Origin of the sequence: Solirubrobacter soli DSM 22325 (assembly GCF_000423665.1) — a bacterium.
Classification (GTDB): domain Bacteria; phylum Actinomycetota; class Thermoleophilia; order Solirubrobacterales; family Solirubrobacteraceae; genus Solirubrobacter; species Solirubrobacter soli.
This window is the reverse complement of record NZ_AUIK01000022.1, coordinates 110,412-131,077: the sequence shown is the minus strand read 5'-3', so window position 1 is coordinate 131,077 and position 20,666 is coordinate 110,412. Positions and strand designations below refer to the sequence as shown.

19 protein-coding genes are annotated in these 20,666 nt (G+C 71.8%); 6 read left to right on the top strand and 13 right to left on the bottom strand.

Going from position 1 to position 20,666, the window contains the following annotated elements; translation table 11 throughout:
- Nucleotide 1 precedes the first annotated feature (1 nt).
- On the bottom strand, nt 2-1,129 hold the full coding sequence (locus G569_RS0117040) for a CCA tRNA nucleotidyltransferase (RefSeq protein ID WP_028064297.1): 1,128 nt from the start codon (nt 1,127-1,129) through the stop codon (nt 2-4).
- A 45-nt stretch (nt 1,130-1,174) separates the two neighbouring features.
- Between G569_RS0117040 and G569_RS0117035 the strand changes: the two genes are divergently transcribed.
- The gene (locus G569_RS0117035; protein WP_028064296.1) at nt 1,175-2,488 is read left to right on the top strand and encodes an outer membrane protein assembly factor BamB family protein; all 1,314 of its coding nucleotides are present in this window, start codon (nt 1,175-1,177) and stop codon (nt 2,486-2,488) included.
- On the opposite strand, the gene hisF is transcribed toward G569_RS0117035, so the two are convergent.
- The 8 genes from hisF to murA are packed head-to-tail and all read right to left on the bottom strand — an operon-like array spanning nt 2,457 to nt 9,155.
- Nucleotides 2,457-3,212 carry an imidazole glycerol phosphate synthase subunit HisF gene (hisF, locus tag G569_RS0117030; RefSeq protein ID WP_028064295.1) on the bottom strand — a complete coding sequence of 252 codons (756 nt, stop codon included), beginning with the start codon at nt 3,210-3,212 and terminating at the stop codon, nt 2,457-2,459. The two genes, G569_RS0117035 and hisF, sit on opposite strands and share 32 nt — an antisense overlap.
- Nucleotides 3,213-3,222: 10 nt before the next feature.
- Nucleotides 3,223-3,951 carry a 1-(5-phosphoribosyl)-5-[(5-phosphoribosylamino)methylideneamino]imidazole-4-carboxamide isomerase gene (gene hisA, locus G569_RS0117025; RefSeq protein WP_028064294.1) on the bottom strand — a complete coding sequence of 243 codons (729 nt, stop codon included), beginning with the start codon at nt 3,949-3,951 and terminating at the stop codon, nt 3,223-3,225.
- The gene (gene hisH / locus G569_RS0117020) at nt 3,948-4,553 is read right to left on the bottom strand and encodes an imidazole glycerol phosphate synthase subunit HisH (RefSeq protein ID WP_028064293.1); all 606 of its coding nucleotides are present in this window, start codon (nt 4,551-4,553) and stop codon (nt 3,948-3,950) included. The genes hisA and hisH overlap by 4 nt, the downstream gene beginning before the upstream one ends.
- Nucleotides 4,550-5,152 (bottom strand): imidazoleglycerol-phosphate dehydratase HisB, encoded by a 603-nt coding sequence (gene hisB, locus G569_RS0117015; protein WP_028064292.1) that lies wholly within the window; start codon nt 5,150-5,152, stop codon nt 4,550-4,552. Before hisB ends, hisH begins: the two co-directional genes overlap by 4 nt.
- Nucleotides 5,149-6,336 carry a histidinol dehydrogenase gene (locus G569_RS0117010; RefSeq protein ID WP_028064291.1) on the bottom strand — a complete coding sequence of 396 codons (1,188 nt, stop codon included), beginning with the start codon at nt 6,334-6,336 and terminating at the stop codon, nt 5,149-5,151. Before G569_RS0117010 ends, hisB begins: the two co-directional genes overlap by 4 nt.
- Nucleotides 6,326-6,943 carry an ATP phosphoribosyltransferase gene (gene hisG, locus G569_RS0117005; RefSeq protein WP_028064290.1) on the bottom strand — a complete coding sequence of 206 codons (618 nt, stop codon included), beginning with the start codon at nt 6,941-6,943 and terminating at the stop codon, nt 6,326-6,328. The genes G569_RS0117010 and hisG overlap by 11 nt, the downstream gene beginning before the upstream one ends.
- Complete coding sequence (locus tag G569_RS49200) at nt 6,940-7,869, bottom strand: ATP phosphoribosyltransferase regulatory subunit (protein ID WP_053226497.1); 930 nt, start codon at nt 7,867-7,869, stop codon at nt 6,940-6,942. The genes hisG and G569_RS49200 overlap by 4 nt, the downstream gene beginning before the upstream one ends.
- Complete coding sequence (gene murA, locus G569_RS0116995) at nt 7,866-9,155, bottom strand: UDP-N-acetylglucosamine 1-carboxyvinyltransferase (RefSeq protein ID WP_028064289.1); 1,290 nt, start codon at nt 9,153-9,155, stop codon at nt 7,866-7,868. The genes G569_RS49200 and murA overlap by 4 nt, the downstream gene beginning before the upstream one ends.
- Nucleotides 9,156-9,182: 27 nt before the next feature.
- Between murA and G569_RS0116990 the strand changes: the two genes are divergently transcribed.
- From G569_RS0116990 to G569_RS0116980, 3 genes are read left to right on the top strand one after another with little or no spacing between them, the layout of a single operon-like run.
- Nucleotides 9,183-9,764, top strand: a complete 582-nt coding sequence (locus G569_RS0116990; protein WP_028064288.1) for an HDIG domain-containing metalloprotein — start codon at nt 9,183-9,185, stop codon at nt 9,762-9,764.
- A gap of 20 nt (nt 9,765-9,784) precedes the next feature.
- Nucleotides 9,785-10,885: an isocitrate/isopropylmalate family dehydrogenase gene (locus G569_RS0116985; protein ID WP_028064287.1), complete on the top strand. Its 1,101-nt coding sequence runs from the start codon at nt 9,785-9,787 to the stop codon at nt 10,883-10,885.
- A gap of 26 nt (nt 10,886-10,911) precedes the next feature.
- The gene (locus G569_RS0116980) at nt 10,912-11,367 is read left to right on the top strand and encodes a T3SS (YopN, CesT) and YbjN peptide-binding chaperone 1 (RefSeq protein ID WP_037497233.1); all 456 of its coding nucleotides are present in this window, start codon (nt 10,912-10,914) and stop codon (nt 11,365-11,367) included.
- On the opposite strand, the gene G569_RS49195 is transcribed toward G569_RS0116980, so the two are convergent.
- Nucleotides 11,364-12,443, bottom strand: a complete 1,080-nt coding sequence (locus tag G569_RS49195) for a sigma-70 family RNA polymerase sigma factor (protein ID WP_084285118.1) — start codon at nt 12,441-12,443, stop codon at nt 11,364-11,366. The two genes, G569_RS0116980 and G569_RS49195, sit on opposite strands and share 4 nt — an antisense overlap.
- 76 nt (nt 12,444-12,519) lie before the next feature.
- Between G569_RS49195 and G569_RS0116970 the strand changes: the two genes are divergently transcribed.
- Nucleotides 12,520-12,885 carry a VOC family protein gene (locus G569_RS0116970; protein ID WP_037497340.1) on the top strand — a complete coding sequence of 122 codons (366 nt, stop codon included), beginning with the start codon at nt 12,520-12,522 and terminating at the stop codon, nt 12,883-12,885.
- Here the strand turns inward: G569_RS0116970 and G569_RS0116965 are convergent.
- From G569_RS0116965 to G569_RS49190, 3 genes are all read right to left on the bottom strand, one after another.
- Nucleotides 12,882-13,817 (bottom strand): DUF389 domain-containing protein, encoded by a 936-nt coding sequence (locus tag G569_RS0116965; protein ID WP_028064284.1) that lies wholly within the window; start codon nt 13,815-13,817, stop codon nt 12,882-12,884. The genes G569_RS0116970 and G569_RS0116965 overlap by 4 nt on opposite strands.
- A 528-nt stretch (nt 13,818-14,345) precedes the next feature.
- On the bottom strand, nt 14,346-14,705 hold the full coding sequence (locus G569_RS0116960; RefSeq protein ID WP_157592104.1) for a hypothetical protein: 360 nt from the start codon (nt 14,703-14,705) through the stop codon (nt 14,346-14,348).
- 407 nt (nt 14,706-15,112) lie between these two features.
- Nucleotides 15,113-16,873 carry an Ig-like domain-containing protein gene (locus tag G569_RS49190; protein WP_028064282.1) on the bottom strand — a complete coding sequence of 587 codons (1,761 nt, stop codon included), beginning with the start codon at nt 16,871-16,873 and terminating at the stop codon, nt 15,113-15,115.
- A gap of 281 nt (nt 16,874-17,154) precedes the next feature.
- On the opposite strand from G569_RS49190, the gene G569_RS49185 reads away from it, so the two are divergent.
- Complete coding sequence (locus G569_RS49185; RefSeq protein WP_053226496.1) at nt 17,155-19,536, top strand: alpha/beta hydrolase; 2,382 nt, start codon at nt 17,155-17,157, stop codon at nt 19,534-19,536.
- Nucleotides 19,537-20,666: the final 1,130 nt, after the last annotated feature.

The window sequence follows — 20,666 nt, the reverse complement described above, 5'->3', positions numbered from 1 at the left end:
GTCAAGAGGGTATTGCCGCGGCCAGCTGGCTCTGCTTGTCCGGCGCGCGGCCGTCGAGCATGGCCTCCATCGCCCGCGCTAGGCCCTCCCCCACCTGCGGACCCTTCAGGCCCTGCGCGACGAGGTCGTCGCCCGAGATCGAGAGCTTGCGGTGGCGGATCCGGTTCAGGTAGCGCTGGGCGCCTTCGTCGCCGCCCGCGGCCAGCAGCTGCACGGTCTCCGGGCGCTCGCGGCGCAAAAGGCGCCACACCTCGGCGTCGGAACCGTCCAAGTGACCGTGAAGGCGCTCGAAGCCGCCCGCCGCGGCCACGACTACATCTCGGTCCTGCCTCTCGAAACCGAGGTGGTTGAGGCGGGCGGCGAGCTCCTCACGGGGTATCGCGGTGGCGCACGCCGCGAGGGCAAGTACCCCCGGCCCGGCGCGCTCGGCGAGCCAGTTGACTGCGAAGTGCTCGCCGAGCAGCGCCCGGCCCAACCCGTAACGATCGAGGAGCTCGAGGGCGGCGAACGGCTCCTTGAGCGCCAGGCGCAACTCGTTGCCGGCGCGGTCGCCGGTCACGGTGTCCAGGAGCGCGGGGTCGATCAAGGCGTCCGTGGACGCCGCGACGGCGAACTCGAGCCGCGCGGCGTAGCGGACGAGGCGCAGCATCCGCGTCGGATCGTCGATGAACGAGCGGTCGTGGAGGACGCGCAGGACGCCGGCGTCGAGGTCGTCGCGGGCGCCGGGCCACTGCGTGATGTCGCCCGTGCTCAGGCTGACCGCCATCGCGTTGACGGTGAAGTCGCGGCGCGCGAGGTCCTCCTCGATGGTCGCGCCCAGCGCCACGGTGGGCAGCGCTCCCGGGCGCTCGTAGGTCTCCCGCCGGGCGCCCGCGATGTCGAACGCGAAGTCGCCGGTGCGGATCGTCGCGGTTCCGAAGCGCTCGTGGACGGTCAACGTGCCGCCGACGCGCTCGGCGGCGTGTCGCGCGACGCTGACGGCATCGCCCTCGACGACGAGGTCGAGCTCGCGCGGCACCTGGCCGCGCAGCGCGTCGCGGACGGCGCCGCCGACCACGTGCACGCCCGGCTCCCCCGCGACCGCTGCGAGCACGATGTCGGCTCCTGGGGCCGCGCGGAGAGGGTCCATACCCACATGTTCCGTTAAGCCCCCCGGCTACCCTGCTTCGACTTCATGACGACCAGGAAGAAATTGCTCCTGGGCGCCGTTGTGGTGCTGCTGCTGTTCGTTGCCGGCGGTGCCGTGTTCGCGCTCACGCGCCCACCGGAGGACACCTCGAACCCCAACGTCGAGTTCGATCCCGAACCGACCGCGACCGAGGTGCCCGACGCGATCCCGGAGGAGCCCAAGGAGGGCTCCAAGCAGGTCGATCCGCTGCGCAACTTCGTCTGGGCGAACTACGGCTACTCCAAGGACCGGCGCAAGTTCCTGCCGGCCTCCAGGCTCCTGCGGCCGCCGTTCTGGCGCGTCTGGACGTACCCGGGGTCGGTGCTGCTCGAGTTCCCGCCGGTGATGGCCGAGGGCAAGCTGTTCCTGCTCAAGAACAACGGGTCGCTGCACGCGATCGACAAGCGCACGGGCAAGGCCGTGTGGAAGAAGAAGCTGGGCGTGCTGGCCGCGGCCTCGCCCGCCTACGGCAACGGGCGCATCTTCGTCCCGCTGCTCTCACGCGGGAAGAACCTGCCAGGGGCCGTCTACGCGCTCGACGCCAAGACCGGCAAGGTGCTCTGGAAGCGCCTGCTGCCGTCGCGCTCGGAGTCCTCGCCGGTGTTCGACGGCGACCGCATCTACCTCGGCTCCGAGAACGGCACCGTGTACTCGATCCGCGCCGGCGACGGCGCGGTGCGCTGGAAGTACAAGGCCAGCGGCGCGGTCAAGTCCGGGCTCGCGCTCGCCAACGGCAAGCTGTTCTTCGGCGACTACTCGGGCCGCGTGTACGCGCTGCGCCAGACCGACGGCGGCGAAGTGTGGACGACCGGCACCAAGGGCGGGAAGTTCGGCCTGCGCAGCGGCCAGTTCTACTCGACCCCCGCGGTCGCCTACGGCCGCGTGTACATCGGCAACACCGACGGCCGGATGTACTCGTTCGCGTCCGACAACGGCAAGCTCGCGTGGACGAAGGGGACCGGGTCCTACGTGTACTCCTCCCCCGCCGTCGCGCAACTGCCGGGGATGAAGCCGACGGTCTACTTCGGCTCCTACGACGGCAAGTTCTACGCCGTCGACGCGCGGTCCGGGAAGGTCCGCTGGTCGCGCAACTTCGGCGGCAAGATCTCAGGCGGCGCGACCGTCATCGGCGACATCGTCTACTTCTCCAACTACGCCAAGAAGGACACGACGGGCCTCGGCGGGCGCACCGGCAAGACCGTCTTCAAGATGGGCCGCGGGGCGTTCAATCCCGTCATCTCCGACGGGCGGACGATCTTCCTGACCGGCTTCTCGAGCCTCTACGCGCTCAGGCCCTCATCGCAAAGCCGGAAGCACTGATCGCGGCCTTCACCTCGGGGATCGTGTGCGTCCCGTAGTGGAAGATCGAGGCCGCGAGCACCGCGTCCGCGCCCGCCTGGAGCCCTTCGATCAGGTGCTGCGGGTTGCCGACGCCGCCTGAGGCGATGACCGGGACCTCGACGGCCTCGGAGATCGCCCGCGTGAGCGTCAGCTCGTAGCCGTCCTGGGTGCCGTCGCGGTCCATGCTGGTGAGCAGGATCTCGCCCGCGCCGCGCTCGACGCCCTCCCGCGCCCATTGGATCGCGTCCCGGCCCGTGGGTGTGCGCCCGCCGGCCACGTAGGCCTCGTAGCTGCCGTCGGGGCGGCGCTTGGCGTCGATCGCGAGCACCACGCACTGGGCGCCGAAGACCTTGGCGAGCTCGTCGATCAGCTCGGGACGAGCGAGTGCCGCGGAGTTGATCGACACCTTGTCGGCGCCCGCATCCAGGACCGCGTGGGCGTCCTCGACGGCGCGGACGCCGCCGCCGATCGTGAACGGCACGAACACGTCGTCCGCGGCTCTGCGCGCCAGCTCGACGACCGTGGCGCGCTTGTCGCTGGTCGCCGTGATGTCGAGGAAGACCAGCTCATCCGCGCCCTGGGCGTCGTAGTGGGCGGCGAGCTCGACCGGGTCCCCCGCGTCGCGGATGTCGATGAAACGCGTGCCCTTGACGACGCGCCCGTTGTCGACATCCATGCAGGGGATGACGCGCTTGTAGTGCATCAGTGCACGCTCAGGCCCCGTCGAGCGCGGCCTGACCCTCGGCCACGGTGAACTTCTTCTCATACAGCGACTTGCCGGCGATCACGCCCGCCATGTTCACCTGGCGCAGCCTGGCGAGCGCGCGCAGGTGCTCGAGCGAGCCGATCCCGCCGCTGTAGATGAAGCGCCCGCGGACGGCCTGTGCGACCTGCTTGACCGCCTCGAGGTCAGGGCCGGTGAGCTTGCCGTCGCGCGACACGTCGGTGAAGACGAAGGAGCGCACGCCGCGGCCGGTCAGTCGCTTGATCGCCTCGACCACCGGCAGCTCGGTCGTCTGCGTCCAGCCCTCGGTGGCGATCATGCCGTTCTTGGTGTCGACGGCGACGACGATCCGCGGCCCGAACTGGGCGATGATGTCGTCGAGGAAGTCGATGTCCTTGAAGGCGGCGGTACCGACGATCGCGCGCTCGGCGCCGGCGCGCAGGGCGTCACGGACGGCGTCGACGGTCCGCAGGCCGCCCCCGTACTGGATCGGGATGCCGGTCGCGGCGACGATCCGCTTGAGGTGGTCGAGCGACTTCGGCTCGCCGGAGCGGGCGCCGTCGAGGTCGACGACGTGCAGGAAGCGCGCGCCCGCGTCCACCCAGGACTGGGCAGCGTCGAGCGGGTCGGCGTGATACGTGGTGGCGTCCTCGAAGACGCCCTCGACCAGGCGCACCGCCTGGCCGTTCATGATGTCGATCGCGGGATAGAGGATCATGCGACCGCGACCGCCGCGAGCTGGGCGAAGTTGCGCAGCATGCGCAGCCCGTCGCGGGACGACTTCTCAGGGTGGAACTGGCTGGCCATGACGTTGTCGCGCTCGACGACGGAGACGAAGCGCTCGCCGTACTCGCTCGTGCCGACGACGTCCGTGGCGTCGGCGGGGCGGCAGGCGAAGGAGTGCACGTGGTAGAAGGCGGCGGCGTCGCCCAGGCCCTCGGTCAGCGCGCTGTCGCGCTCGAAGGTGACGAGGTTCCAGCCGATGTGCGGGAGCCGCGGGCTCTCGAGGCGCGTCACCGTGCCGGGCAGGATGCCGAGGCCCTCGGCGCCCTCGTGCTCGGTCGAGGACTCGAACAGCAGCTGCATGCCGAGGCAGATGCCGAGCAGCGGGACCCCCGCCTGCGCCCGTTCCTTGAGCTGCTCGCCCAGGCCGCTGCGCTCGAGGTGGCGCATCGCCTCCGGGAAGGCACCCACGCCGGGCAGGATGATCGCGGACGCGTCGCTGACGTCGGTGGTGATCGTGCTCTCGGCCCCCACGTGCGCCAGCGCCTTCTCGACGCTGCGGCGGTTGCCCATCCCGTAGTCGGCGATCGCGATCACGTCAGCGTCCCCTTGGTCGACGGCACGCCGGTCTCCTCGGGATCGATGCTGACCGCGATGCGCAGCGCGCGGGCCAGGGCCTTGAAGCACGCCTCGATCATGTGGTGCGCGTTCGTTCCCGCCTGGAGGTGGACGTGCAGGGTCAGGCGGGCGGAGGACGCCAGCGCGCGGAAGAACTCTTCCGCCGCCTCGTACTCGAAGCCGTTGATGTGCCCCGCGGGCAGGCGGTCGAAGCCCTCGATCAGCGCGTACGGGCGGCCGGAGATGTCGAGCGCGACCGCGGCGCGCGCCTCGTCCATCGGGACCACGGCGTGACCGTAGCGGACGATCCCCTTGCGGTCGCCGAGCGCCTGGTCGAGCGCCTGCCCGAGCACGATCCCCGTGTCCTCGACCGTGTGGTGCGAGCCGGTCTGGAGGTCGCCGGTGACCTTGACGTCGAGGTCCAGCTTCCCGTGGCGGGCGAGCAGGTCGAGCATGTGATCGAAGAAGCCGACCCCCGTCTCACGGGTGCCGGCGCCGCTTCCGGACAGGCCGAGCGTCAGGGCGACGTCGGTCTCGCCGGTCTTGCGGCTGAGCGTGGCGGTGCGGGTCACGGTCATCGATTCTGACGCAGCCTCATGCTGGCGGCGTGCGCCTCGAAGCCTTCGGCCTCGGCGATCGGCACGCCGGCCGCCGCGAGTGCGGGCGCGGCGTCGTGGAGGCGGACCTCGGCCATCCGGCGCCGGAAGTGGCGCACGTTGAGGCCGGAGGCGAAGCGGGCGGCGCCTTCGGTCGGAAGCGTGTGGTTCGAACCCGCGACGTAGTCGCCGAACGCGGTCCCGGCGGCGTTGCCGACGAACACGCAGCCGGCGCTGCGGACGCGTGGGGCGAGTCGCTCGGCCTCGTCGCCGGCGAGCTGCAGGTGCTCGGGGGCGAGCGCCTCGGCCAGCGCGAGCGCGGCCTCCAGGTCGTACGCGAGGACCTTGCTGGACGCCTCGAGCTGCTCGAGGATCTCGGCGTCGGTGGCGATCGCCACGGTCAGCGAGCCCTCGCCGTGCTCGGCCTGGGCCTGCAGGTCGAGCTTGAGCGCCTCCACGTCCGCGCCCTCGGTGGCGATCACGGTCAGGTCGGAGGGTCCGGCGAAGCCGTCGATGCCGACGGTGTGCGCGACCTGGCGCTTGGCCTCCTGGACCCAAAGGGAGCCGGGGCCGACGATCACGTCCACGCGCTCGATCGACTCGGTCCCGTACGCGAGCGCGGCGACGGCCTGAGCGCCGGTGATCGCGTAGACGGCGTCGACCTCGCAGAGCCTGGCCGCCGCGAGGATCACGGGGTGTGGCGCGGTGGCGAGGACGACCTCGTCGACGCCCGCCGCCTTGGCCGTGATCGCGCCCATGACGACGGTGCTCGGATAGGGGTGACGCCCGGACGGCGCGTAGACCGCGGCCCTTCTCACCGGGATCTCCCGCAGTGTGACGGTCTGCCCCTCGGGCAGATCCACCCGCCGGTCCTCGTCGAGGCCCGCCTGCGCGACCGCGCGGACGTTGTGGATGGCGACCTCCAGGCCCTTGCGCACCGCGGGGTCGAGCGCGTCGAGCGCCGCGTCGAGCTCGACCTCCCCCAACTTAAAGGGGTCAGACCCGTTTAAGTTCGTGCCGAACCGCGTTTCGTACTCGCGCACCGCGTCGTCGCCCCGCTCGCGCACGGCCGCGATGATCGCCGCGACGTCCTCGGCCACCGACGCGCCCGCGGGCACCGCCGCGCGGATCTGCGCGGCCACGTGCGGCGCGTGCTCAGCGCGCACCGAGCTTCTCCAGCACGGCGTCGATCTCCGCCGCCTTGACGCGGTAGGAGACCGGGTTGGCGATCAGGCGGGCGGTCGAGCCCATGATCTCCTCGCGCACGACGAGGCCGTTCTCGCGCAGGGTCGTGCCGGTCGCGGTGAGATCGACGATCCCGTCGACCATGCCGGTCAGCGGCGCGAGCTCGACCGAGCCCTTGACCTCGACGATCTCGACCTGGCGGCCGGTGCGCTCGAAGTAGTTGTGGGCGATCCGGGCGTACTTGGTCGCGATCCGCATCACGCCGAGGCGGCGCAGCGCCTCAGCGGCGGGGTCCTCCCCCTCGACCGTCGCGAAGACCATCGTGCACGGCCCGAAGCCGAGGTCGTGCAGCTCATACACGCCGCGTCCGCCCTGCTCGGCCAGCACGTCCTTGCCCGTGATGCCGAGGTCGGCGGCGCCCGCTTCGACGTAGGTCGGGACGTCCGACGGCCGCATCGTGATGATCCCGGCGTCCTCGAAGAGCAGCTTGCGGTCGTTGGCGCGCACCTCGCTCGTGTCGATCCCGAGCGTGTCGAGCAGGTCCAGCGTCTCCTTGAACATCGCCCCGCGGGGCACGGCGATCCTCATCGCCGCTCCTGAAGGCGGGCGGCATGGACGCGCTCGACGTCGAGCGCCCAGCCACAGGCGGGCAGCTCGCGGCCGAAGCGGCCGAGCAGGTCGTCGTAGCGCCCGCCGCCGCCGAGCGGCGAGCCGAAGGCGGCGTCGTAGACCTCGAAGACCGGGCCCGTGTAGTAGCCGAGCGTCCGCACGAGGCCCAGGTCGAAGATCACCCGCTCCTTGACGTCGTCGGAGAGGCCCGCATACAAGGCCTCGAGCGTCTCGGCCTCCGGCACGCCCTCTAGGACCGTCACGTCGCCGCGGGTCCGCGCGAGGTCGAGGAGGTCGCTCGCGCCCACCCGCCCGAGCTCTCGCCCGAGGCCGACGAGGTCGCGGGTCGCGAGCTCGTTGAGGATCAGCGGCTGCGCCTCTTTCGGCACCCCGTCGCGGTCGAGCGCACGGCCGAACAGCGACGCGTCCCCCAGGCCGACCTTGTAGGAGTTCAGGCCCGCGGCATCGAGCGCGGCGCAGAGCACCGAGACCGCCTCGGCCGTCCCTTCCGGCCCGGGCGCGCCCACCAGCTCGATCCCCGCCTGGAGGATCTCGCGCGGCTGCCCCCGGTGCTGGCGCACGGCCCGGTAGGCGTGCTGGAGGTAGTAGAAGCGCAGCGGCGTCGGCGCGGTGGGGTAGCGGGTGGCGACGACCCGGGCGATCGGGATCGTCATGTCCGACCGCAGGACGAGCACGTTGCCGTGCTCGTCGAAGAGGCGGTACGCGGGGTCGGCGGCGGCCTGGTCGCCGCGCGTCAGCACCTCCTCGTACTCGAGCGCGGGCGTCGCGACCTCGCCGTACCCGCGCGCATCGAAGACCGACCGCATCCCGTCGCTGATCACGCGGAGCTCGGCGAGCTCGTCCGGCAGGACGTCGCGCGTCCCCGACGGGATCGGATGAATCATGCCGGGACGCGCTCGATCCGCGCGCCCAGCGCCTTCAGGCGCTCGTCGATGCGCTCGTAGCCGCGGTCGATGTCGCGCACGTTGTGGATCTCGCTCGTGCCCTGCGCGCAGACGGCGGCGATCAGCATCGCCATGCCGGCACGGATGTCAGGCGACGAGACCCGGGCGCCGCGCAGCTGGCGCGGGCCGATGATGATCGCGCGGTGCGGGTCGCAGATCGTGATCTCCGCCCCCATCGAGATCAGCTTGTCCACGAAGAACAGGCGGTTCTCGAACATCTTCTCGAAGATCAGCACGCTGCCCTCGGACTGGGTGGCGAGCGCGACGGCGATCGACGTCAGGTCGGCCGGGAACGCGGGCCACGGGCCGTCCTCGACCTTGGACTGGTAGTCGCCGGCGTCGCGGGCGACCTTCAGCTCCTGGCCGCCGCGGACGAAGCACGTGCCGTCCTCCTCCATCCACGAGTCCAGCCCGAGGCGGCGGAAGACCATCCGGATCATCCGCAGGTCCTCGGCCACGCAGCCGCTGATCCGCAGCTCGCCGCCGGTCACGCCCGCGAGGGCCATGAACGACGCGATCTCGATGTGGTCCGGGGAGACCGTGTGCTCGCAGCCGCCCAGCTGGGCGACGCCGTGGACGGACATCACGTTCGAGCCGATGCCCTCGATCGCCGCGCCCATCTTGTTGAGCATCCGGGCGACGTCCTGGACGTGCGGCTCGCACGCGGCGTTGCGGATGATCGTCGAGCCGGCGGTGGCGGCGGCCGCCATCAGCGCGTTCTCCGTACCCATCACGGACGGCTCGTCCATCAGGAAGTCGCACGGGCGCAGGCCGCCGTCGGGGGCCTTGATGACGATGTCGGTCCCGTGTTCGACCGTCGCGCCGAGCGCGCGGAAGGCGTCGAGGTGCGGGTCGAGCCTTCGGCGGCCGATCACGTCGCCGCCGGGCGGCGGCATCGTGGCCGCGCCGAAGCGCGCCAGAAGCGGGCCGGCGGCGAGGAACGAGGCGCGGATGCGCTCCGCCAGTGCGGCGTCGACTTCCGTCTTGTGCACGTTGGCGGCGCACAGGACGACGGTGTTGGGCTGGGGCCGGTCGATCTCCACGCCGAGGTCGGCGAGCAGGTCGAGCAGCGCCTCCGTGTCGCGAATCCGCGGCACGTTGTGCAGGGTCACCCGCTCCTCGGTGAGCAGCGCGCACGCGAGCAGCGGCAGCGCGGCGTTCTTGTTCCCGGCGGGCACGACGGTGCCCGAGAGGGGCACGCCGCCTTCGATCACGAACTTCTCCATAAGGGCGGCGGCTAGGCTACCGACTCGATGTCCCTGCCCATGACGCGTGACGAGGCATGGACGCTGTTCTGCGAGTGGACGGCGTCTGAGAGCCTGCGGCGGCACGTGCTGGCCGTGGAGGCCTGCATGCGCGCCTATGCGGAGAAGTTCGGCTCCGATCCGGAGCGCTGGGGGATGGTCGGGATGCTCCACGACCTCGACTACGAGCGCTACCCCGATCTGCACACCGGCCACCCGCGTCACGCGCTGGCCGAGATGGAACGGCTCGGCTTCCCCGAGGACATGGTCCGCGCGGTCGCCTCGCACGCCGACTACCTCGAGGTCTCGCGCGACACCCCGATGGAGAAGACGCTCTTCGCCGTCGACGAGCTGAGCGGGTTCGTGATGGCGTGCGCGTACGTCCGCCCGCAGGGGATCGAGGGCCTCACGCCCAAGTCGGTCAAGAAGAAGATGAAGTCGCCGGCGTTCGCGGCGGCCGTCGACCGTGACGCCCTGCGCGAGGGCGCCGAGGGGTTGGGCGTGGATTTCGACGAGCACGTCGCGTTCGTCGTCGCGGCTCTGGAGCCGCACGCCGCCGAGCTCGGCCTGTCGGGCTCCGAAGCCGCCTGACGGCTACTCTGGCTGCCGCCATGGCGGACACCCTCAAGATCATCGTCCTCGAAGGCGACGAGACCGGCCAGGAACTGCTCGAGCAGTCCGTGCGGGTGCTCGACGCCGACCTGCTGGGAATCCCGCTCGAGCTCGAGTACTTCGACCTCTCGTTGGAGAAGCGGCGCGAGACGGGCAACGAGATCGTCCACGAGGCCGCGCGCGCGATGAAGGCGGCGGGCTTCGGCCTGAAGGCCGCGACGATCACGCCCGAGGGCAAGGACGACGTCGGCTCTCCCAACCGCATCCTGCGCGAGGAGGTCGACGGCAAGGTGATCGTGCGCACCGGGCGGCGGATCCCGGGCGTCGTCGGCCCCGTCTCCGGCATCTATCACCCGATCTCCGTCGTGCGCATGGCCGTCGACGACGCCTACGGCGCCAAGCAGTGGCGCGAGGGCTCGGGCGACGACGAGATCGCCTACCTGACCCAGAAGATCACGCGCGCCACCTGCCGCGCGGTCTCTGAGTACTCCTTCCGCACCGCCGGACGGATCGGTGCGAAGGTCTACGGCGGTCCGAAGTGGACCGTCTCGCCGGTGTACGAGGGCATGCTCAAGGAGGAGATGGACGCCGCCGCCGCGCGGCATCCGTCCGTCGAGTACCAGCCGGTGCTGATCGACGCGCTGTACGCCGGCCTGATCTCCGGCGCCGCCGACTCACCATTGGTCATTCCCGCACTGAATCGAGACGGGGACTGTCTCTCCGATCTCGTGATGCCGATGTTCGGCTCGATCGCGGGCGCCGAGTCGGTCCTGCTGAGCTTCGACGAGGAGTACAGCGTCCACGTCGCGATGGCCGAGGCCCCGCACGGCACGGCGCCGTCGCTGATGGGCAAGAACCTCGCGAACCCGATGGCGATGCTGCTGGCCTGCGGCTCGGTGCTGTCCTACGCCGGGACCAAGGGCTACGCGGGCGCCGAGCGGGCGTCCCGCGCGGTCTACGAGTCGGTGCTCGAGGCGACCGCCAACGGCATCAAGACGTTCGATCTCGGCGGCCACGCGACGACGTCGGAGTTCACCGACGCCGTCGTGGAGCGGATCCGGACCAAGATCGAGGTCTGGTCCACGCTCGGGACCCGGTAGCGGGTATTTCGGCATCATTGGTGCCGATGGACGTCGACGCGAGCATCGAGCAGGTGACCGGCATCCTGGTGCGCGAGGGACTGCGCTACCAGATGTCCGCGGACGGCCGGACCCACCGCCTGCTGTTCGGGTCCGCCGCCGTCTTCATCGACTTCAACGAGTGGCAGGACGACAGCGTCGTCCTCACCGTGCACTCGCCCGTGCTGCAGGACATCGATCCCGCCAGCGCGGGCGCCGCGCAGGCGCTGAACATGCTCAACGACCTCAACCGGTCGTTCTTCTTCGTGAAGTTCACCTACCGCGACGGCATCCTGATCGCCCGTTACGACCTGCTCGGCGAGACGCTGCAGGCGGGTGAGCTCGTCAACGCGCTGTACGAGATCGCCGGCGCGGCCGACCGGCTCGACGACGAGCTCGCCGAGGTGCTCGGCGGCAAGCCCTACGTGGTGAAGGCCGAGGAGTGGTCAGGCGATGAGACTTAGATTCGTTCAGGCAAACCGAAACGCTGGAACGTGTTCTTGAGCCGGGTGGCGTCGGTGCCCTCGGTGTCCCACCGGTGGTAGGTCTCGTCCGCCTCGGCGTCGATGGCCTTGACCGCGAAGGCGATCTCGTCGCGGATCTTGTTCCCCTCGAAGGTGAGCACGTTGAGGGCGAACGCGAGGTATGCCTGTTGGTCGTCGTCCCAGGCGTAGGCGCCGAACGCCGGCTGCCCGTTGGCGGTCGTGATGACCATCTTCCAGCGGATCTGGCCCGACATCGGGTAGCGGCGCAGGAAGTCCTCGAACTCCGGCTTCGGGCCGAACCAGCTCGCCAGCGGCGGCATGCTGATCGCGGCGTCCTCGGTGAGCATCGAGACCACCGCCTCGACGTCGTTGCGTTCCCACGCGTCGACGAAGGTCTTGACGATGGTCTCGATCTCCTCGTCGCCGAGTGCCCTGAGCGTCTTCTGCTGTGACTGGTCGCCGACGCGCTCCTCGATCGAGGCGCGGGCGCGCTGAAGTGCGGAGTTGACGGATGCGACAGTGCTCTCGAGGGCTTCCGCGACCTCCTTGGCCGAGAAGCCCAGGACCTCCCTGAGGATCAGCACCGCGCGCTGCGTGGCGGGAAGGTGCTGGAGGGCGGCGATGAAGGCGAGCTCGACCGATTCGCGCTGCTCGTAGCGGGCCTCGGGGCCGAGCAGGCCGTCCTCGAGCTCGGCGTCCGGGTACGGCTCGATCCAGACGGTCTCGGTGATCGGCTGGCTCGGACCGGTGAGCGGCTCGGTCGCGGGGCCGTAGTCGATCGGCAGCACGCGCTTCGGGCGTCGTTGGATCTGCGTCAGGCAGGTGTTCGTGGCGATCGTGTACAGCCAGCTGCGCAGGCTGCTCCGCTTCTCGAAGCGCCTGAGCGCCTTCCAGGCGCGCAGCTCCGCCTCTTGGAGGGCGTCGTCGGCGTCGAACATCGAGCCGAGCATCCGGTAGCAGTGGGCGTGGAGCTCGCGCTCATAGGGCTTCAGCAGCCCGGCGAACGCGGACTCGTCTCCCCCACGCGCGGCCTCCAGCAGACGGTCTTCACTCATCGAGATGGCCACCTCGACATTGTTACCAGGGGCGACCGATGAGTTCTCCCGGTCCCGGTGGTCTCTAGCGGTGATCATGTCCGCGCCACCGCAGGCCCCCGTCGTGCACCTCGAGCTGCACACCAACGACCTCCCGTCCGCTCGCGATCTCTACGGCGAGCTGTGCGGGTGGAAGCCGGACCGGGTCGACACCCGCCACGGCTCATACCTCGCCCTCGACATGGGCCGGCAGCTCGGCGGCGGGATCGTCGAGAGCGTCACGCCGCACCGGGCGCTCTGGTTGCCCTACGTCCAGGTGGACGACGTGGGCGCGGCGACGTCGCACGCTGTCGCCCTTGGCGCCCGGCTGCTGCTGGAGCCGCGCGAGGGGCCCGCGGGATGGCGGGCGGTGGTGTCGACGCCGGTGGGCGGAGAGCTCGCGTTCTGGCAGCAGAAGCGCTAGCCGGGGGCGTGACGGCGCTTGCGCCGCTGATAGAGCATGCGCTGGATATAGAGCGTGAGCGTCCCGGCGACGAGGATGCCCGCGAGGTTGACCGCGAGCTGGCCGGTCGAGCCGGCGGCCGTGTGCCAGTTGCCGAACGCCGCGGCGATGCCGATGTTGGCTGCCGCCGGGATCGTCGTGACGCTGATCAGCACGCCGATCAGGGCGCCGGACTTGGCGGTGCTCAGGCTGAGCATGCCGGCGGCGCCCGCGCAGACCGCGACGATGAAAGCGAAGGCGTCGGGTTTGGAGATGCTGCTGGCGAGCTGGTGGGACTGGACGTCGAAGTCGTCGGGCACCAGGTCCATCGCGTCGAACAGCAGCGTGGCGACGACCGTGGCCGAGATCGCCAGCGGGAAGCCGATGCCGAGCGCCGCGGCCGAGCGCTTGGCGAGGGTGGGGCGCACCTGGACCAGCGCGACGCACAGGCCCGCGACGGGACCGAACTCGGGACCGACGACCATCGCCCCGACGACCAGGATCTCGCTGTCGAGGAAGATCCCGATCGCGGCGATGATCGCGGCCAGGATCATGTAGATCAGGAAGACGCCGGAGAGCTCGACGCTCTCGCTCGTGCGCTGGTCGAGCTGCTCCCAGACCACGGCATCGGCGGGCGAGCCGGGCGCGTGTGCCAGCGCGGCCTCGGCGTAGTCGGAGATCGTGTCGACCGGGCTCATCGAGATCGACCCGTCCCTGTCGAGTCCGAGCTCGCGCAGCTGGGAGATGATCACGCTCGCGTCCTCGGGCGCGACGTCGCACATGATCAGGTCGCCGTTCGGCCGCGTGGAAGCGTTCTCGACCCGGATCACGTCGATCGCCGACGGCGTCGCGCACAGGAGCGCATGGACCCGGTCGGCCCGGTCGGGCGGGCTCACGACGCGTACATGGAGCATGCCGGGAGCCTATTTCGAGACCGATGCAAGAACGATTGCAAGCCCGGAGACCCGATTTGGCCCTGCGCCGTGGGATCCGGAAATTGCGGCTTCGAGTTCCCGGACGTTGCGTTGTTTTCCGTCCGACGACCCCCGTAGCCTTGCGAACACATGTTCCCTTCGATGACCGACCGCCACCAGAACAAGCGCTCGCTTCGAGCGTTGATGCGCGGGGCCATGGACACGGCCCTGGAGTTCGTAACGCTGGGTGAGGCAACTCCCGCGAGGGCACTTCGCACGCCCCCGCCCGCCCCCACTTCCGGACACCCGCATCGCCGGCAACTGGATCATCGTCGTCACCGGCGGCGTCGCACAGGGATGGTCGCGCCCCGGCCCCAGGTCTGCACCACGCCGGTTCATCGCCCGGCCCGCAAGACCTGACCCCCGCGCCCGCCGGCGATCAGCACTGGGAGGTCTGATCGATCCGGCCGGGCCGCGGACAACTCCAAATCCTCTCGAGCCGCGGCGGCACAGCGCGGCTCGAGTGCGTTAACCCGCCGCCGCGCCGCCGCGCCGCGCCGCGCCGCGCCGCCGCCGCGTTCGGGTCACGCCGCCCGCGCCACGCCGCCCGCCGCGCACGCGCAACTCCTCGCCACTGGCGGCCGTGCCGCCCCGCGCCGCCCGCGTTCGGGTCACGCCGCCGCCCCGCGCCGCCGCGCCGCGCCGCCGCGCCGCGCCGCCGCGCACGAGTTCTCGCCGCCGCGCCGCGCGCCCGCCGCGCACGCGCAACCCCTCGCCACTGGCGGCCGTGCCGCCCCGCGCCGCCGCGCCGCCCGGCCCGCCGCGCACACGCGACCCCTCGCCACTCGCGGCCGTGCCGCCCCGCGCCGCCGCCACGCGCGGACTCACGCCGCCGCGCCAGGCGACCGCGCCGCGCCGCCGCCACGCGCGGATTCACGCGACCGCGCCGCGCCGCCCCGCGCCCCTTCAGGCCGGCCGGGCTCGGAGGGGTCGGTGCCGCGCGGCCTCTCGTGCCGCGCGACCCCAGCCCGCCGCGTGATCCACTCGTCTCGCGGCGTCCTTCCCCCCGCGGCCCCCTCGCCGCGGTGGTCGCGCGCTCTCGCCCCTGCCGCTGGACCCGTGGCGGTGGGGCGCGGTTGCTCATCGCGCGACCGGTGGTGCCGTGGTTCCCCTGCCCGCGCCGTACCCCTGGCGCGGGCGCCCTCCGCGGCACCGCGTTGCGCCCGCGCGCCCTCATTCCGCGCGGGCCTCGCCCACACCGCCGCCGCCGGCAGCGGCGGCGGTGCGAGCAAGCTCTATGGCGTCGTCGTCGACAACGTGAACGTGAGCGTCTTGGCGTAGGTGCCCGTGCGCAGGGCGTCGTTGGCGGCGACCGGCTGGGCGAACTCGAGGGTCACGGCGTCGTTGGAGATCGGCGCCGACCAGGCGAGCAGGTTCAGCGGCGAGCCGCTCACGGTGTTGAACGCGGTGCCGGTGTTGGCGGCGTTGCGGGCGCGGGCCTGCAGCGCGGACGGGAGCACGAAGGCGCCGTTGACCAGGTGGCCGGGCGCGGTCGCGCTCGGGTCGACGACGCTCAGGACGGCGTCGCCGGCGGTCGAGACCACGTTCGCGGTCGTCGTCGCCGTGTACGTCTTCGCGATGCCGGGCGTGAACGCGCCGAAGGAGGCGGGCGCGCCGACCGTCAGAGCGAGCGTCGCCGGGACGGCGCCGGTCACGGTGCCGGGAGCGTCGGTCGTGATCGCCGGGACCTTGACCTCGGTCGAGACGACGCTGGTCTGCCCGCTCGAGTCGGTGATCTTCGCCGCCAGCACGACCGTGTCGCCGATGTCGCCGTAGGCCGGCGTCCAGGTGAACTCGTACGGCGTGTGGCCGATGCTCGCGACCGGCGCGCCGTTCGCGGTCAGCGAGACCGACTTCACGCCGAAGTCGTCTCCCGCGACCACCACGGGGTAGATCGTCTCGCCGTAGGGGACGACGGTCGGGCCGACGGGGTCGACGATCGTGCCGGTCGGGAGGGCGTCGAGCGTCGGCGCCGGCACGCTCAACGACGCGGGCGCGGCGGCCAGCGGCGAGCCGGCGTCCACGAGCCCGGTCGTCGTGGGGCCGGCTGCGCCCCACCAGTTGCCGGTCGCCAGCGCGGTGCCGGTGCCGGAGTTGGCGAGCGAGGCCAGCGACGAGCCGGTGACGGAGAACGCCCGCACGGCGGGGTTCGACGGGTCAGGGCCGAGTTCGGCGTCGGTCAGCGTGAGCGCGCCCGCGAGCTCGGAGCCCGAGATGAGGCCCCGCTGCCCGTACGTGTACGTGACCGGGCCGGCGACGCGCGAGCCGACGATGTTCCCGTAGGCGGTGATGCCGGAACGGGCCGTCGTGGTGGCCGTGCCGTCGGCGCCGCGGGCGTCGTCGAAGAAGATCCCGCCGGCGCTGAGGACGCTCTTCTCGAGCGTGACCTGACGGCGGACCCCGGCCTCCGACGCCCCCTGCAGCGAGTTGGTCATGATCAGGCCGTAGCCGTACGGGCCGGCGGGCGTGACCGTGCCGAGGACGCTGTTGGCGATCCGGCCGGACGTGTTGAAGAAGGCCACCAGCGCCTCGGCGGGCACGCCGCCGGAGTCGATCGTCACGCCGGAGATGTCGACGAAGTTCTCGTTGTCGTCGGTCGAGCCGAGCGACTGGCGCGAGATCGTGACGACGTTGCCGCCGCCGTCGCGCAGGTAGGGAGCGGTTCCCGCAAGCGCGCTCGCCGGCTTGATCGTCACCTTGTTCGCGCCCGCGCCCTTCAGCGTGAGCGGCTTGGTGATGGTGAGGCCGTTCTTCGAGCCCGCCTGGCTGGGCGAGTTGTTGCCGCTGGTCGGCGTCGAGGACTCGATGTAGGTGCCCGCGCAGATGACGACCGTGTCCCACGGCGCCGCCTGGTCGACCGCCGCCTGGATCGAGGTGAAGCGGGCGTTCGGGCAGTCCGCCTTGTCGTCATCGACCGTCCAGGTCGACGCGAAGGCGGTGGACGGGGCGATCGCCGCGAGCACTGCGGCGGCCACCACGGCGCGGAGTGGGTTCATGTGAACGAGTCGACCTTTGTGACGTGAGGAAGAGCCGCGCAGCGTTGGCCGTCAGTGGCCGCCCCCGCGTGGCGGAGCGGGCCGCAATCTATGTGGCGGAAGGGGCGGTCCGTTATGTGAAATCGGTCGGTCGTTGACCCATCACCTTTCTACCGCCGGTCCAACAAATGGAGGACCGGCGGGACATACGATCTCGCCGCCTCGCCGCGCACGGTCGTCGCCGTGCGAGCACGGACGCACATCTGAACCGATCGCACGGAGAACTGGTGACCCCTGCCTGCTTGAAGAAGGTCTTCGCCCTGGCGCTCGCGCTCGTCGTGATCGCGCCCGCCACGGCGCTCGCCGCCCCACCGGACCCGCTCGCCCGCGGGCCGTACACGGCCACGACCGTCGATCCGGTCCTGATGGGCACGACCGGCCTGCAGGAGCCCAACGCCGCGGGCGGCGCGACCACCGGGCCGGCGGCTGCCGCCACGGTCCAGGTGCGCGGGTCGATCTACTACCCCGCCAACCGGGCCACCGGTTCCCCGGTGATCCTGCTCGTGCATGGCAACCACGGCAGCTGCGACTCCGGCTCGGCACCGAACTGCACCGCGTTCAAGCGCAACGACCGCGGCTACGCCTATCTGGGCGAGAACCTCGCGACCTGGGGCTACACGGTCATGTCGCTCGACCAGGACCAGCTCATCTACTACCAGGACAACGCGCAGGGCAAGGGCATGCACCAGCGGCGCATCCTGATGGCGGCGGCGCTCGACGCGCTCTACGCCGCCAACCAGGCGCCGATGCCGGCCAACGCCGACAACAACCTCGGCGCCGCGCTCGTCGGCAAGCTGGACTTCTCGCGTGTCGGCCTGATGGGCCACTCGCGCGGCGGTGACGCGGTCTCGAGCTTCATCGACTACAACCGCACGCGGCCCGCACCCGGGCGCAAGTACAACCTGCGCGGCGTGATCGCGCTCGCTCCGGTCGACTACGAGCGTCGCGCCCCGTATGGCGTGCCCTACATGACGATGTTCGGCTACTGCGAGGGCGACGTCACGAACCTCCAGGGCGCCCGCCTGTTCGAGCGCAGCCAGTACATCCAGCCCAGCGACCCGTTCCCGCGCATCCAGATGTCGGTGCTCGGCGCGAATCACAACTGGTTCAACACGGTCTGGTTCGCCGACGGCGATGACGCGACCGGCACCGACGTCGCGTGCGGCACCAGCCAGCCGAACAACATCCGTCTCTCCGGTGGGGCCTATGACCTCACCACCCGCGGCTCCGGCGACCCGGCGCTGATGGGCGACCAGGAGAAGATCGGCCTCGCGATGATGTCCGCGTTCTTCCGCCGCTACGTGGGTGGTGACGTCGCCTTCGACCCGTACATGACCGGCGAGATCAGCGCCGACGGCACGACGCCGCAGGTGCCCGCCTCGGCCTGCCCGACCTCCGTCAGCGGCACCCGCATCCCATGCTTCGATCGCGTGCTGACGTCCTACTTCCCGGCCCCGGCCGAGCGCCGCGACATCCTGCGCCCCGAGACCGACAACCCGCTCGAAGTGAGCGCCGTCGGGACCGCCATCACGGGCTCGGGCTTCTCGAACCCCTACCTGGCGACGGGCGGCATCACCCCGGTCCCGGCGACGACGGCCGGCGGCTTCGACTGGTGCAACCCGGAGCCGACCCACTTCGCGCCGTCGCAGATCGGTCTCGCCGGGCTGCCGACCGCGACGAAGGGCTGCCCGCTCCCCGCCGCCTCGGCGCTGGGCGGCCAGAGCGGGACGCGTGAGAACGCGCCAGTCAACCATTCCTACGGCCTCCAGCTCGCGCTCGCGTGGGACCAGCCGGCGTCGATCGGCACCCGCATCCCGGCTGCCTCGGGCAACGTGACCGGCTTCAAGGCCCTCTCATTGGGGGCCGCGGTGAACTTCTTCGACCCGCGCAACCCGTCCCGCGGCACCGACGCGATCTGGAACCCGGGCCTGACGACCCAGAACTTCTCGATCGAGCTGACCGACAAGAACGGCAAGATCGGATCCGTCGCCGCCGCGTCACCGCGCTACGGCACCGCGCTGCACCAGACCACCGGGTCCACCACGACCCGCGTGCACGAGGTCCTCAACCAGATCCGCGTCCCGCTCGGCGACTTCGCCGCCCAGGGCGTCGACCTCGCCAACGTCCGCAAGATCGAGTTCAAGTTCGGCGGCGCGGGCATGCCGGCCACCGGGTCGATCCAGCTCTCCGACGTGCGCTTCCAGGAGGCCGTCAGCGGCCCGACCGTCTACACCGACAAGCTCGCCGACGTCGCCCCGACCACCCCGCCCGCGCCAGAAGCGCCGCAGGCGGCGCCCGTCAGCGTCGCGTCCGCATCCGCGCCCACGTCTTCCCCGACCGCGAGTTGCACGACCGCTTCGGCAACCATCGCTGCCGCGACGGTGACCAAGCGCCGCCTGACCGTGACCGGCGCGAGCTCACCGTGCGTCACTTCCGTGAAGGTGACGATCGCAACGGTGAACGGCGCACGCACCAGCAAGGCACTCCGCGCGACCCTCGCACACTCCAAGTGGACAGCCGTGACCGCACTCGCCAAGGGCAAGTACCGCGTCACCGTCACGCCCGTGGGCGTGGCCGGCGCCAAGATCGCGCCCGCGAAGACAAAGCTCGTGACCGTCAAGTAACTACCGCTCCGACGCAAGTGAGAGGGCGGCCTTCGGGCCGCCCTTTCGGCGTTAAGGGGTAGGCGCCAACGCGCCTCGCGGGGGCGCGGCGCGGCGTGGTGCGGGATGGCGGCGCGCAGCGCGAACCGGCGCCGAGAGCCGGGGGCGCGGGCGCCAACGCGCCTCGCGGGGGCGCGGCGCGGCGTGGTGCGGGATGGCGGCGCGCAGCGCGAACCGGCGCCGAGAGCCGGGGGCGGGCGCCGCCCGAGCCAGCGCGGCGCGAGCCGCCGTCGACGGGGCGGCGAGGAGGTGCGGGGACAGCAGTGCCGCAGCGCGAGCCGGGCCGGCCGCGCACAGCGCCGAGCCACGCAGCGGGCGCGGCGTGAGCGTGAGCGGCCCGAGCCACGGCGGGACAGCGCGGAGCGGGACGGCGAAGCGTCGCGCCGAACGGCACGGCCTAGCGGAGCGGCGAAGCGGCGCGGGACGGGCAAGCGGCGCGGCGGGACGGGGCGGCGGCACGGGGCGGCGGCGCGGGGCGGCCTGAGCGGCGCGGCGGCGCGGGGCGGCCGAGCGGGGCGGCGGCGCGGGGCGGCCGAGCGGCGCGGCGGCACGGTGCGGCGGCACGGGGCGGCGGCGCGGGGCGGCCAAGCGGGGCGGCGGCACGGGGCGGCGGCACGGGCAGCCGAGCGGCGCGGCGGCGCGGGGCGGCCGAGCGGCGCGGCGGCACGGTGCGGCGGCACGGTGCGGCGCGGGGGCGCGGAGCGGCGCGTCCTACGGCTACGGCGGCGTCACCCTCGCCGCGGGGATCAACCTGCTCTGACGGGGCGTCGACCATGGACGCCGATCCGTTGGGGGTGTGATCCCCTACTGTCCCCACAGGACGGTAGATCAACACACCCCCGCCGTCGAAGGGGGTGTGATGCTCCGCTCTCGCATAGCGAAACACCAGCAGCACACCCCCCCGCGCGCCGACGTCAGTCGCGTCATCCCCCACACGCAGGCGGGCGCGTCACCCGCGGGCGGGGCCGCCCCCGTCACCTACCGCACCGAGGCGTCCGACGCGCGCCCAAGACCGGGCGTGTCACACCCCCGCCGGGGCCAGCCGCATGGCCTCGCGCGCCGAGGGCGGCCGCGCCGGCGCCGACGTCGCT

Excerpts from the sequence above, each read along its gene's own strand:
- G569_RS0116990 (WP_028064288.1), top strand. The coding sequence starts at position 9,183 with ATGTCCCTGCCCATGACGCGTGACGAGGCATGGACGCTGTTCTGCGAG.
- G569_RS0116980 (WP_037497233.1), top strand. The coding sequence starts at position 10,912 with ATGGACGTCGACGCGAGCATCGAGCAGGTGACCGGCATCCTGGTGCGC.
- G569_RS0117035 (WP_028064296.1), top strand. The coding sequence starts at position 1,175 with ATGACGACCAGGAAGAAATTGCTCCTGGGCGCCGTTGTGGTGCTGCTG.
- hisF (WP_028064295.1), bottom strand. The coding sequence starts at position 3,212 with ATGCACTACAAGCGCGTCATCCCCTGCATGGATGTCGACAACGGGCGC.
- G569_RS0116970 (WP_037497340.1), top strand. The coding sequence starts at position 12,520 with ATGTCCGCGCCACCGCAGGCCCCCGTCGTGCACCTCGAGCTGCACACC.
- hisA (WP_028064294.1), bottom strand. The coding sequence starts at position 3,951 with ATGATCCTCTATCCCGCGATCGACATCATGAACGGCCAGGCGGTGCGC.
- G569_RS49200 (WP_053226497.1), bottom strand. The coding sequence starts at position 7,869 with ATGATTCATCCGATCCCGTCGGGGACGCGCGACGTCCTGCCGGACGAG.
- G569_RS0116965 (WP_028064284.1), bottom strand. The coding sequence starts at position 13,817 with ATGCTCCATGTACGCGTCGTGAGCCCGCCCGACCGGGCCGACCGGGTC.
- G569_RS0116985 (WP_028064287.1), top strand. The coding sequence starts at position 9,785 with ATGGCGGACACCCTCAAGATCATCGTCCTCGAAGGCGACGAGACCGGC.
- G569_RS49190 (WP_028064282.1), bottom strand. The coding sequence starts at position 16,873 with ATGAACCCACTCCGCGCCGTGGTGGCCGCCGCAGTGCTCGCGGCGATC.
- G569_RS0117040 (WP_028064297.1), bottom strand. The coding sequence starts at position 1,129 with ATGGACCCTCTCCGCGCGGCCCCAGGAGCCGACATCGTGCTCGCAGCG.
- murA (WP_028064289.1), bottom strand. The coding sequence starts at position 9,155 with ATGGAGAAGTTCGTGATCGAAGGCGGCGTGCCCCTCTCGGGCACCGTC.
- hisG (WP_028064290.1), bottom strand. The coding sequence starts at position 6,943 with ATGAGGATCGCCGTGCCCCGCGGGGCGATGTTCAAGGAGACGCTGGAC.
- hisB (WP_028064292.1), bottom strand. The coding sequence starts at position 5,152 with ATGACCGTGACCCGCACCGCCACGCTCAGCCGCAAGACCGGCGAGACC.
- G569_RS49195 (WP_084285118.1), bottom strand. The coding sequence starts at position 12,443 with ATGAGTGAAGACCGTCTGCTGGAGGCCGCGCGTGGGGGAGACGAGTCC.